The sequence below is a fragment of the Eubacterium sp. AM05-23 genome (assembly GCF_003477535.1).
Classification (GTDB): Bacteria; Bacillota; Clostridia; order Eubacteriales; family Eubacteriaceae; genus Eubacterium; species Eubacterium maltosivorans.
In genome coordinates this window covers 135,598-148,060 of record NZ_QUDF01000007.1, presented here as the reverse complement: position 1 = coordinate 148,060, position 12,463 = coordinate 135,598, and the positions used below count along the sequence as shown (strand labels likewise).

The 12,463-nt window shown below is 46.1% G+C and carries 15 protein-coding genes; 3 read left to right on the top strand and 12 right to left on the bottom strand.

Features of this window, described 5'->3' with window-relative positions; all coding sequences use genetic code 11:
* Window positions 1-6: 6 nt before the first annotated feature.
* From DW091_RS11465 to DW091_RS11420, 11 genes are all read right to left on the bottom strand, one after another.
* Complete coding sequence (locus DW091_RS11465; RefSeq protein ID WP_096920104.1) at window positions 7-501, bottom strand: hypothetical protein; 495 nt, start codon at window positions 499-501, stop codon at window positions 7-9.
* Window positions 502-713: 212 nt separating this feature from the next.
* Window positions 714-1,130 (bottom strand): hypothetical protein, encoded by a 417-nt coding sequence (locus tag DW091_RS11460; RefSeq protein WP_118518204.1) that lies wholly within the window; start codon window positions 1,128-1,130, stop codon window positions 714-716.
* A 181-nt stretch (window positions 1,131-1,311) separates the two neighbouring features.
* Complete coding sequence (locus tag DW091_RS11455; RefSeq protein WP_147365288.1) at window positions 1,312-1,614, bottom strand: hypothetical protein; 303 nt, start codon at window positions 1,612-1,614, stop codon at window positions 1,312-1,314.
* A 96-nt stretch (window positions 1,615-1,710) separates the two neighbouring features.
* Window positions 1,711-2,328, bottom strand: a complete 618-nt coding sequence (locus DW091_RS11450; RefSeq protein WP_118518202.1) for a GTP-binding protein — start codon at window positions 2,326-2,328, stop codon at window positions 1,711-1,713.
* A 2-nt stretch (window positions 2,329-2,330) separates the two neighbouring features.
* A complete protein-coding gene (locus DW091_RS11445) occupies window positions 2,331-2,957 on the bottom strand; it encodes a cobalamin-dependent protein (protein WP_118518201.1) in 627 nt (208 codons plus the stop codon).
* A 10-nt stretch (window positions 2,958-2,967) separates the two neighbouring features.
* Window positions 2,968-4,098: a uroporphyrinogen decarboxylase family protein gene (locus DW091_RS11440; RefSeq protein ID WP_158577881.1), complete on the bottom strand. Its 1,131-nt coding sequence runs from the start codon at window positions 4,096-4,098 to the stop codon at window positions 2,968-2,970.
* 13 nt (window positions 4,099-4,111) lie between these two features.
* Window positions 4,112-4,234 (bottom strand): hypothetical protein, encoded by a 123-nt coding sequence (locus tag DW091_RS20705; protein WP_263422111.1) that lies wholly within the window; start codon window positions 4,232-4,234, stop codon window positions 4,112-4,114.
* A 21-nt stretch (window positions 4,235-4,255) separates the two neighbouring features.
* Entirely contained in the window at window positions 4,256-5,410 is a 1,155-nt protein-coding gene (locus DW091_RS11435; protein ID WP_158577880.1) for a uroporphyrinogen decarboxylase family protein, read from the bottom strand.
* Window positions 5,411-5,422: 12 nt separating this feature from the next.
* On the bottom strand, window positions 5,423-6,610 hold the full coding sequence (locus DW091_RS11430; RefSeq protein ID WP_118518198.1) for an MFS transporter: 1,188 nt from the start codon (window positions 6,608-6,610) through the stop codon (window positions 5,423-5,425).
* Between the two features lie 144 nt (window positions 6,611-6,754).
* Entirely contained in the window at window positions 6,755-7,915 is a 1,161-nt protein-coding gene (locus DW091_RS11425; RefSeq protein ID WP_118518197.1) for a hypothetical protein, read from the bottom strand.
* 268 nt (window positions 7,916-8,183) lie between these two features.
* Window positions 8,184-9,482: an MATE family efflux transporter gene (locus DW091_RS11420; protein ID WP_158577879.1), complete on the bottom strand. Its 1,299-nt coding sequence runs from the start codon at window positions 9,480-9,482 to the stop codon at window positions 8,184-8,186.
* Window positions 9,483-9,730: 248 nt separating this feature from the next.
* On the opposite strand from DW091_RS11420, the gene DW091_RS11415 reads away from it, so the two are divergent.
* The 3 genes from DW091_RS11415 to DW091_RS11400 all read left to right on the top strand — a co-directional run bounded on the left by DW091_RS11415 (window position 9,731) and on the right by DW091_RS11400 (window position 11,947).
* On the top strand, window positions 9,731-10,396 hold the full coding sequence (locus DW091_RS11415) for a TetR/AcrR family transcriptional regulator (RefSeq protein WP_118518195.1): 666 nt from the start codon (window positions 9,731-9,733) through the stop codon (window positions 10,394-10,396).
* Between the two features lie 296 nt (window positions 10,397-10,692).
* A complete protein-coding gene (locus DW091_RS11405) occupies window positions 10,693-11,121 on the top strand; it encodes a hypothetical protein (protein WP_158577878.1) in 429 nt (142 codons plus the stop codon).
* 1 nt (window position 11,122) lies between these two features.
* Window positions 11,123-11,947 (top strand): BRO family protein, encoded by an 825-nt coding sequence (locus DW091_RS11400; protein ID WP_158577877.1) that lies wholly within the window; start codon window positions 11,123-11,125, stop codon window positions 11,945-11,947.
* On the opposite strand, the gene DW091_RS11395 is transcribed toward DW091_RS11400, so the two are convergent.
* The gene (locus tag DW091_RS11395) at window positions 11,910-12,326 is read right to left on the bottom strand and encodes a hypothetical protein (protein WP_158577876.1); all 417 of its coding nucleotides are present in this window, start codon (window positions 12,324-12,326) and stop codon (window positions 11,910-11,912) included. The genes DW091_RS11400 and DW091_RS11395 overlap by 38 nt on opposite strands.
* Window positions 12,327-12,463: the final 137 nt, after the last annotated feature.

Genomic DNA, 12,463 nt, shown 5'->3' with positions numbered 1-12,463 from the left:
GAAAGGCTACGTCCCGGCATTTGTTCTCTCAAAAATAATTTTGCTCTTATCGCCATCAAAATTTGGTTTGAACGGACCAATGACAATGTACTCCACGTTTTCTCCGGTGGGACATTCAATGGTCAGCGCGCACTCCCTCTCATCACCGTTGACGAAAAAGGTGCTGTCGCCATAGTCCCGTCCATCCCCGCCGACTGCTGTGATCTCCGCCTGGTCAAAGAAAGCCCGGGCCTGAGCCAGCTCACACGCCATGGTTATTCTCAGACAATCGTCATAGATACCGCGGCCGGTTTTCTGTCCCTCCACAGCCATCATACCGCTGAACCGGACCGCACCGCCGGTGTTTAAGGTATAGGTCTTATGCGTGTCTGCCACTGCGGCGTTAAAACGCTCCGCAGTCTTCTCCAAATCACTCTGTACCGTTGTACTGCCGCCGCAGCCGCCCAGAATAATGATGAAAAGCAGCACAACGGCAGCCAGGAGGCCCTGTTTTCTCCCCATGATTTTTTCCTTCTTTCAGCCATTTTTATTCATTCTATAATAGAAAAACGCCCAAATCAATACAGCTGTTTTAATTTTACCATAATAGCGCCTTATTTACGGTTTTCATACAGAATGCCGCCAATGTTCGGACCTTTCTTACTCACAGCCCGTTCCGCTTCAGCCATTCAAGCTCCACCTGCCGGGCTTCCCGCATGCGGTTTCGTATGGTTTTATCCCGGTAGGGCACAGCGATGACCGCGCCGCCGTGGTAGCTGATCTGGCGGTCGAAACAGCCGCTTTCCGGCTCTTTCATTGATTGAAAACCGGTTGACAAACAACGGACCCTCTTTCCGCTCAAATACCATGAACGACAGACTGGGCCGGATGACAATCGGCAGCATGATTTTGGTTTCATTTTCAAGGGCCAGGACCTCCCGGGCCATCCGCTTGCAGTGCGGAACACTGACCATCAGGTGGGTTAAAATCATTTCATAAAAGCTTTCCAGATGGCCGTCAAAGAAAAGCTGGCCGCCGTCCGTAAAGGTGACGCGCACCCGGCTCTGCGGATAGCCCTCCACCTCCTCGTAACAGGCAATCGGCCTTTCCAGAATGGCCGCGCACACTTCATAGCTTAGTTTTTGCTTCATGTTCTTTACTCCTTTGCATTGTTAAAGTATTAACGGTAAAAAAAGAAACTGAAGGCGCGCAGCCTTCAGTTTCCGGGTGGAATGACTTAGTATCCCGATGGGTTTCATATTTGCAGCCTTGCCGACTGAGTATTGGATAATCCTTACATAGCATAAAATTATATTCCATCAATAAATACGGTTATTTTTCTTCCCTTTTCAGTGCATAATATAAATCATGTAACAATTTTTGAAATCGTATCGCCTCTGTATTTGTTACAATCGCCGTAAAATAAATGTGCGCGCTGCTAGTCTCCTTGCCTTCTTTTTTTTGAACGTACACTTCATTTTTAGTAAGTGATAGTGTTATCAAGCTGCCGCCTTTTTTAACCGATGCTTTGATATGGCCAATCAATGTTCCCTGAGCCTTCAGCTCTCTGGCCAGCATGTACATTTGTTTTTTAAGCTGTTCGGTAATCTGCGCGGCCGGTGCTTTGCTTTCCATCTCAAAACTTCCGGCCACAAAGCCTTCATGGATTACTGTCTTAAGAACAGCGTCACAGCTGTCGCAATGACAATGCTGACACACATGATTTTTCATTCAGCTCACCTGCCAGTCTTTTAAAATTTCGTCCCATTGTTCATCGGCGATTCCACGGCGGGCGTTGACCAAAAACACCTGTGCCTCGGGGTGAAGGGCTTTGATTTCGTCTTTTATACGTGCCTGATCCTCTGGCTTGACGCAGTCAATTTTATTTAAAAGCACGCTGTTGCCGCCGCGCAGTTGTCTGGACAGCAGCCCGTCCAGGGTTTCCATATTTTCATCCCATCGCTCAGCATCGGCGAGCACCAATGTCAGCAGGCTGGTGCAGCCGCCGGCATATTTTAAGATTTGCTCTGCAATGCGGTCGGGATAGGCCAGACCTGTGGACTCAATGAGAATATTTTGTGGGCTGTATTTCTGAGTTACGGTATTGATGCACTGAATCAGCTCGCTGGCCATAGTACAGCAGATACAGCCAGAAAAAATTGTGGAGACTTTGTAGTCCCCATCGCTTAACTGCTGATCATCAACCCCTATTTCTCCGATTTCATTCTCCAGGATCACAGTGGCAATTTTTCTGTTTTGAGGCTTTTGGATATTGAGATGTTTTGCAAGGGATAGCAAAGTCGTGGTTTTCCCGCTGCCGAGAAAACCACCTAAAATTATAATGCGCATTTTTACGGTCGCTGTACGAAGGCGACGGCTTTGTTAACGCCAGCCTGGGCGTCATTGACAAAATCGTCGGCACCCGCATATTGGCAGATTTCTTCATCAATGGGGCTGCCGCCGACTAAAATCAGGCGGTCTTTGTTCAGTCCCGTTTCTTTGATTTTTTCCACGCAGTCTTTCATGGGGTCAAATGAAGTGGTTAAAAGGCAGCTCATGCCGACCACCTTGGGGTCGTGCTCCCGGATGGCTTCAATAAACTTTTCTGGCCGGACATCAATGCCGAGATCGACAACCTTAAAGCCATTGCATTTAAAAATAGAGGCGACAATATTTTTTCCAATGTCGTGCAAATCGCTATATACAGTTCCTAAAACAAGAGTACCGTACTTCGCTTCGTCGGTCTCGTCGTCCTCTGGAAAAAGCTTTTGACATTCTTCAAACATTTCCGCAGAAAGAGATAGATCGGCAATAAAGTATTCCTTGGTTGAAAAGCGTTCTCCCACAATTCCCATGCCCTTTTGCAGATCGTCAATAATATCTAATTTGTCTTCACCGGCTGCGATAGCTTCTTTGACGATTTCGCAAAGTTCTTCTTCCTCTAAATCGGCCATGGCGTTGATTATTTTTTTATTCATTTTTTCTCCTCTAATAATTCATATTGCATGCTGCTTCTCGAACAGCGTCCAGATTTTCAAGTTTCGTATTCGCTGGGTGACAACAGCCCGCGTTTAGAATGAGGCCTGGCCCGTAAAAATTTTTGAGCTGCATACAGTAGGCGTACACCTCCTCTGGTGTTCCCATGGTCAGCATTGCCGCCGGGATATCGCCCTCCATGCAGATCTGGTTCTTCACCAGAGTGTCGGCAATGCGTTCGTGATGGGTAAATCCATCCAGCTGAACGATGGTATGCTTGGGTCTCAGTCGCGCCAGCAGATGGGCGGCTTCGTCATAGTTACCGTCCATATGCAGCACTAAGATGGTATCGGTGCCCTCCAGCATTTCATTGAGATAGTCGAAGGTTGGCTCCCAGACAAATTTCTCAAAGCTTTCCATACGCACGGTTTCGGTATCGCAGCGACCCAGCGAGGTTTTAAAAAACGCTGGCCAGTCACCGTTTCCCCAGATCATCTTGGCGTTTTCAATTTCCCAGTCATTCACGATTTTGGAGACCTGCAAAAGCTCCTGCGGATGCTTGCGCATATCCCGCAGATACTGGTTGTATCCTCTGGCAATGGAAAGAAAGGTGGTAGCGCCGTAAGTAAAAGGTACACCGCTCAAGTCGATTCCCTGTAATCCAGCGTCCGCACATTTTTTTGCAAAAATTCCCATCAGTTCGAAGGCTTTGGTCTCTTCTTCATCGTATTCTGCGGTCCATGTCGGCGCTACTACCTGATCTACCCAGGCCTGCATACCATTTTTAATGATAAAATCATAGTGCTCTGCGGTCATCGGATTGCTTTCCTCTGCCATGGGTCCCAGATTTTTATCAATGTCTTTTCCTGGCGTCAGGTAGGTAATGCCGCTGGCGTCTTTCATAAACAGGCCGGCGTAATAGTTAAAGTTTGGCAAGGTGTCTCCGCCATATTTGATAGCTCCTTCTATGATTTTATCCATTGCCCACTCCGGCCTTAAGTATTGGTCGCCTGGGGTATAGCTTTCATCAGCATATTTTCCGATAAGTAGTGCGTCGGGAGTATCGTAAGGGGTTCGATCCACTTGCTCACAGCGCACGGCCGCCATATAGCGTTCGGTAGGGGTCATTTTTTCTATCGCCATTTTAAATTCTCCTTTATGCATCCAAAACTGCCCATGCCAGTTCACCCAGCAGCATTGGTCTTTCTTCTGTCGGAACTTCCCAGGTCTCATCTGCCATCAAAGCATCAATAATTTCTTGAAATTTTCGATCTTCCATTTCTTTTTATCCTCTTTCTTTTTAATATCTGCCGTATTCATGTGCAAACTGATAAACGTCAAGCAGGGTCTGGTTCACGTCACCGGCACAAGTCCAGTTTTTGTCAATGCAGAAAATAAAGGCGCCTGTGCCCGCACATTCATCAATGACGCGTTTGGCATGATCGATGTTGCTCTGCTTGTCCGCTATTTTTGTTCTGGCCAGATTTGCGCCGCCTGCAACGATCTGATAATCGCCAATTTTTTTGGAGACCTCGATCACATCGTCATCATCGCAGTGAATAATCACGCTGTCCTTGGGAACCTCTCTAAAATAATCCAGAAGCTGTACCCATTTTCCCTCTGCAAGCATATAAAGCTTGTTCCCGTTTTTAGCCAGATTTTCAATGAGCTGTTTTTCATAGGGCCAATAAAATTCTTCAAACTGTTTCCGATTCATATAAGCTGGAATATGCGGCCACTGGCAGGCATACGGATAATCGCCTACCTGATCGTGATGACTGCAGCGCGTGTTCCATAAAACATCGATGGCTTCATGCACTTCTTTTTTATGCCGTCTCAGATCTTTTACGGTTCCCGTAAAGCCTCTGAAGCTGTCGAAAATAATGTCCAGTGGGTTAAAGGTCATTAAAGCGCCGTCATTAATGGTGGGCACACCGTAATACGTCTCAAGCCGTCTCGTCAGCTGATCCGGTACGGAGATATAGGCATTGAAAAAATCTAATAATACCATCTTCATTTTTTCTTTGACACTGTCCATATTCTCTGTAAAGATTTCAGGATACTTCCGCTTTAACAGCACGTCAGAAACAAAAGCGTCGGGATTGCGGATCAGCTCTGGGTACTCGCTGTCCTCCATTAAAGATTCCTGAAGATGCTCAATGGTGATGCCATCCGGCCCCAGCACATTTTGTGCTTTTCCAAAGGTATCCTTTGCGTGCGGCAGATAGGCATATCCGTAAGAAATGGTTACGTCGCAATAAAGATCATCGAATACTTTCAGTAAAGCGTTGACACATTGTGTTTCATCTTCTATTACATCGCGCAGGGTAGTGCCGGCGTAATCGATCACGCCGGGTGCCGGGTGAGCCATGACGGGCACGTAGGCCGGATGCTCACGGTTGGTTGCTTTTTTAAAATTGTCCAGACGTTCTTCAAAAATTTGTGTTTTATTCATAGCTCGCTCCATTTATTCTGCCGCGGTACTGCCTTTTTTATTAAAAAAAGGATAGATCACGGCGAAAGCAATCGTAACAACTAAAGGGACGATAAAGGTTGGCGTTATAGCTCCCTCCGTATGCAGAATATTCATCAAAAAGGTGGAAATATAAGTTGATACAAAGCCGGAAATCGCATAGGATGCCGTAGCAATTCCGATGGCGTCGTCCATACGCGTAGGTGCCAGAGCGGTACCGTAAGCGTAAGACAGCGCGAAAGCCAGACCGTAAGCGCCGCCAACAAGCAGCATCGCAATGGGTGTCAATACGACATTTGGAATAAACATAAGAAGCAAAAGCGCAATGGCCAGCATAATACTACAAACCACCAGGGTATTGCCGCTGAATTTTTTATAAATCACGCCAAATGCGATGCTGAAAATAATGCTACCACCGGCTGTAACCGCGCTGACAATGCCAGCATAAGCTTCGTTGCCAAGCGCATGCTCGGCAACATAAACCGAACCGTAAAAGGAAATCATATTAAAGACGATAGTCACAATACACAGCCCGATAATCATGATCCAGAAGCGCTTTCCATAAGGTTCCTTTTCAATTTTTTCCTCTGTTTTGGTTTCTGCATTGGCCATAGGCTTAATATAAGGCAAAAAAAGCACAAACAGGATTACCATTGGAATGGCGGACCAATAAATGTTGTAGGCGTTCTGCCATCCCGAAACCGCGATCACACCGGAAATCAGGCCGAATATCATTCCCATAGCCCCCAGAACGGCATTGTAGATGCCCATGATCGTAGCGCGCTTTTCTTCATCTACATAAACCTCTGCAATCAAAGCCATTGCAGATACGTTTACAAGAGCCTGCCCTACACCACAAATCGTTCGCATGACCACCATGTACATGGCGGACTCCACCGCAACTCCCAAAATCGTGGCGGTCGCGAACAAACAGCCACCTACGATAAGCATTGTTTTTTTAGAAATACGTGTTAACAGCCTGCTGGCCAACAGAGAGACCACAAAAATAACCAGCAGCGGCCCTGAGACAATATAATTAACGGCTCCGATCTGATCTGGAAAAGTGCCGTAAATGTTATTGATAATTGGGTACATAACATTGTCGCCCATGATAGCAATGCTGGACAACAGTAGTGTAATCAAAAATAAAACTGTTCTTCCTTTCGACATTTCAATTGACATTTTCTTTCCTCCCTTTACAGATCATTGAGGGTCCATTCAATACCCTCTAAAAAAATACCACGTTCCTCCTTGGGGATTTCCCAGGAGGTATCCTCCATCAAAGCTTCAATTAATTCTTCAAACGTTCTTTCCATTGTGATCTCCTTAATATCTTCCATATTCATGGGCACAAGCGTAAACATCAATGACCTTTTCATCCACATCACCCGGACAAATCCAATTTTTATCGGTTGTAAAAATAAATGCTCCGTTTCCGGCACATTCGTCAATGACCCGCTTGGTATAATTCCGATTTTCCTCTTTTGTAAACAGTTTAACCTTATTGAGGTACGCGCCGCCCGCAATCACCTGGTAATCGCCGATTTTTTTACTGACCTCAAAAATATCATCATCATCCACATGCAGAATACAGCTATCTTGTGGCAACTCTCTGAAATAATCCAGTAAATGCAACCACTGCCCTTCTAATAAGATATAGGCCTTATTGCCTGTTTTGGCAATATTCAGAAGCATTTCCTTTTCATATGGCCAATAAAATTCTTCAAACTGCCGGATATTTAAATAAGCTGGAATATGTGGCAGCTGCTGAACAAAGGGATAGCTGTGATCAATTTCTGTAAAATGATTACATCTCAGCTCATAGAGCCGTACTACCGCTTCCTTTACTTCTGATTTATGCCGTCTCAGATCGCTGACGGTTCCAACAAAGCCTCTAAAGCTGTCAAACAGAATATCTAATGGATGCATCATCATGAGCATGTCATCCAAAATCGTGGTGATACCGTATCGCTCTTCAGCAAGCTTTGTTAAGCCGCCGTTAAAGGTGCCAAACATAAAGACGTTAATGTCGTCGACTATGGCCTTTACGGCATTTTTGGCCGTTTCCAGATCGCCGTTAAAAAGAAAGGGGTACCGTCTTGGCAACAGCGTGTTTTTCACGAATTGATCAGGATCTGCAATTAAGGCTGGATAATCGGATTCCTCCATCAATGACTTCTGAACATGCTGAAGAGTGATCTGATCTGGACCCATAAAATTTTGCACACCGCCCATCACCGCGTTGGCATGAGGATAAAACCAGACCCCCTGTGAAATGGTCACATCGCAGTACAGCCTGTCAAAAATCTTGAGCATGGCCTCATGGTAGGCATCCTCGTCGTTCATCACCGCTGTAAAAGTGGTGTCGCCAAAGGAAATCACGCCGCCGCCAGGATTGGCCATCACCGGCACATAGGCCGGGTGGTTCCGATTGGCTGCTTTTATCACATTTTCTTTTCTTTCTGCTAAAAGCTCTTCTTTACTCATAACCTTCTCCTTTTTTGTTTGCGCGCGTTCGATATTTATGTATAACTAAATTAAGTTACACATAAATTATATGCACTCCGTTTTCATTTGTCAAGAAGAATTTGTATTATTTTTAAATTTACTAATTTTTTCCAATCAGAGTATTTTTTTATCGACTTATAAAATAATTTAAGTAATGTTTATAAATATAAAAACTCCATTTTTTCTGAACGAAAAGATGGAGTTTTTATATTGAACTTAAACCCTTAATTTGCATTTTTTTAATTCACTAATTTTTCAAACAAATAACGGCAATCATCATAGTGACAAATTCTGCCATTGGAACACTTAACCAAATACCGTTCATCCCCATAAATAAAGGCAGAAAACAGACAAAAAGACCACTTATTACAATGCCTCTTAAAACAGATAGAACAAAAGAAATTCTGGCTTTCATTTTGGCCTGTAAATAATAAATTGAAACAATGGTCATCCCCATAAAAAGAAACGCGAAAAAATAGATTCTTATGCTCTCAGATGCGAGTGTCAGTATCTCCTGTGATCCGCTCATAAAAATTTGCACAACTTGTTCCGGAAAAAGAAGTCCGACGCTAATAAAAATTCCTCCCATGATCATGACGGTTATGACAGCTCTGTGAAAGGTTTGAGTCATCCGAGTGGTTTGGTTTGCCCCTAAATTTGCTGACACAATCGGTTGGACAGTCTGCCCGACACCACTGTACAAAGCTTGAATTAACGCCGCAATTGTCGCGATTACACCAAAGATCGCCAGCTCGTTTGCACCGCCATAACGCATAATCTGATTGTTAAAAAGACTGATGAGCACTACATTTGCCACCTCGATTACACTAGAACTAATCCCAATGCCAATTACACTTTTTATGCTCTGAAGCGTGTGCACAGGTCTGACGAGCAGAAGATGACAGTTTTTAGAAAAGAAGTGGCTGAGCAGAATAATCACCTGCGTTGTCGTTCCAATAACCGTTGCCACGGCTGCCCCTTCCATCCCCATGTTAAGGGGGAAAACCAAAAACCAATCGCCAAATATATTAACAATTCCGCCACATATTACCGCTTTCATCGCTAATGCAGGCGCATTATCGTTACGTAAAAAACATGCTAAAAAAGGCGAAAACAAAAAAAATGGATAAAACCAAATAATCCATTTTGCATACTTTTCTACATAAGGCATCAAATTTTCATCAGCTCCTAATATTTTGAAAATTTGTGGATAAAAAAGGAACATACTTACCCAAAAAATAAGGCTGAGTAGTGCCATCAGAATTAATGACGCTGTAAAATATGTATTTCCGGCTCTTTCATCCCCGCTTCCCTTTTCCTTACTCATCAAGACCGAACCACCTATGCCGCAGAGCAGTGCGATAAAAACAGTAAAACCATATAGCGGGTTGATCACGGCCATCGCTGCCGCTCCTACAGGTCCCTCATACTGCCCGACTGCAATTGTATCCACAAAACTATAAACAGATATCACAACTGCACTTCCAAGAGAAGCAACCAAATATTTTAAATACAGCTTATTAATGTTACCTGTCAATAAATCCATCTTTTTTCTCCTTTCATAAAAAAACTGGATAAGCTGTCCGGCATAAAGCTCCGACATCTTATCCAGTATTCAAACAATACCCTCCGATGATACGCACATAATGGTTTATGTGTTCAATCTGATACTATCATGACTCTTGAAAAGAGTCAATTTTTTATTGTGATATTGATTATTAAATTTATGCTTACCTAATATTGACTTTCTTTTTCCCCTCTGATATAGTAATTCCTATATACTAGGAGGTAAAAATGGCACAATATGATAACGGGCTCGAGACTAAAGAACAAATCCTAGACTGCTGTCGGATTCTTTTTTACGAAAAGGGCTATAAAAAAACCACTTTTAAGGAAATCAGCAGCGTGACCGGAATCAATCAGGGATCCATTTACTATCATTTCAAAAAAAAGGAAAACATTGGTAAAAGTATTTTTACTGAAATGATGCGGCAGGGTTATGACATTGCGGAACAACTTATCGGTGAAAGTTGCACCCCCTTGGAGCGTTATATTTTGGCCGACTACATCTACTGGCATTTTTTCTTTAAGGATCCATGCTTTCGCTTATTCAGCGTGGAATTCAATATTGAAAACACCATGACCATCGAAGAATTTTATCACGATCTTTTTGAATACATTCATTTACCACTGCCAGAAAAAAACTTTCAATACGAAAAGGGAAAAAACGCTTTTAACTTATCCCTCATTTCACTTTTCGCCACCTCTATCAAAATGTCCAGTGAAGTTGCCGCGAACATTAATGGTTTTGAGCTGGACGAAATCATTGCCTTTGACACCGCCTTCGCCCTGGACTTTCTTAAGCTGGGAACCGAAAGCGCCGAAAGCATTCTGAAAAAAACACGCGACATTTATCAAAAAACACATTTTTATAATGATCATTTTAAAATATTTGTATAATAAAACTTTCAACCTCCAGAACGTCATAAAAGATAACGTCCCGGAGGTTTTTATTTTCCATCATTCCTTCCTGATTTTTTCCCTCATCTCCCCACGCCCTCTCTTTTTCCGCCCATCCCGATACTTTTTCACCCCAAAACCCGTCCCTTTTTTATCTTTTCGCCCCTTTTTTGGGGCTATAAGCCCTTTTGCGCTTTTCCAAAAGGCGGTTTACAATGGCATCAAGCTTAAAAAAACGAACAGGACACCGGTGTTCCGAAAGGAAATTTAAAATGTTAAACCACACGAAAAAAATCATGACCACCCAACTGACCATTGAAAAACGCATCGCCGAGCTGGAGACGGTGCTCAACAGCGCCGCGGGGCGCGCGGCGATGGAGGACCGGAGCTACCAGATCATCGGCACTGGCATTCCGCCCGTACTGCTGCTCGCCACGCCGGAGGGCGTCTTATACAGCGTGCGGGACGTGGAGCGGCTGCTGGGGCTTACCATGCCAAGGCATCGTGTGCGCAGGCTGCTGGGCCGAAACGCAGTAAGCCTGAGGGCGGTTCTGCAGCCCGACAATCTCAAATGCCATCATCTCCGGGCTTTTATCGATCAGGAGGGCGTGAAAAAACTCATCGACGCAGCCGTCCATCTATCGGAGGATCAGCAGAGCGCCTATGGCGGCTGGCTGCTCCGCATCGCCCCCATGCTCATCCAAAACGCCAGGGAGGTGGCCTAAAATGACCCGCTCCCAGAACCGCTACACCCCGGTCTGCCTGCCCCAGATCTTTGGCGGCCAGCGCTTCCGCGCCCTGTACGACGCTCAGGACAGCACCGTTTACTTTGTCCTCAATGATCTCTGCGCCCTGCTGGGGCACTCCAATGCCCGCATGGCCGCCAAACGCCATGTGGCGCCCCAGGATGTCACTAAGCGTTACGTCCTGGATACTAACGGGCGTTACCAGCGCACCACAGTGGTCAACGAGTCAGGGCTCTACGCCCTGGTCTTTGGCAGCCGCCTGCCTGCCGCTGGGCGCTTCAAGCACTACGTGACCAGCCAGATTCTGCCCAGTGTGCGCAAATATGGCGCTTATATGGACCCATCGGTGCTGTCCCAGATCGAAAAGGACCCGGATGCCTGCGCAAGGCTTCTCTGCTCCCTGCGGGCCGCCCTTTCCGAAAAGCAGGCACTGGAAAAGCAGCTGGCACTGGCCGAGTCCAAAGCCCTCTTTGCCGACGCGGTCATCGGCGACAGCCGCACCATCAGCATGTATGGCATGGCCGACCTTTTAAAAACCGCGGGATACCAGGGCATGAGCCGTGAAATCCTCATGGACAAGCTGCGTCAGCTGGGGTATCTCAGCGTGCAGCCCGGCAGCCTGAACCATCCCATGGCCCGGGCCAACGGCCTCATCGAGCTGTGCGTCCGGGTCATCTGGCCAAAGGACGCCCAGGGCAGGCGCATCCCGAACCGCCGCCCCCTGGTGCTGCATGTGCCCCGCGTCACCGGCGCCGGGCAGGTGCATTTCATGAGCCTGTTTTCAGGAAAGGAGGCCGCCCATTAACTACATTCAGGAGGTAAAGGAATTTTACGGCTGGCATCGGGATCACCCGGTGCCGGCGGCGGCCCATATGCTCTGGCACTACCTGATGTACCGCAACAATGCCTGCGCGGTGCCCACCCTTGGGGGCGAGTGAAGATGGAGGGCAGAATTTGTCATCAGCCCCCACCAGCTCGAGCGGGATCTCGGCGTCAGCTACCGCTCCCTCAGCCGCGCCCGGGCGCAGCTGGAGGCTGCCGGCCGCCTGCACTACCAGCCTGCTGTCAAAAACAGCCGGGGCATCTACACCCTGATCCCCTTTGCCGAAAACCTGGCCCCGGTCACAAGGCAGAGCCTTGGCGGCCAGCGCTTGCTGGTCTACGACTATGTGGATTATCCACAAGCTGTGGATAAATAAACAGCCGGGCGGACATTTTTGGCCGGTATTTTTGATAAAATCCAAAAAGGGAGGCCGAATCAACCCCAGATTTGTCTCCCTTTATTAATAACTTAAATAATATATATTTCTTTTTAAAGTAA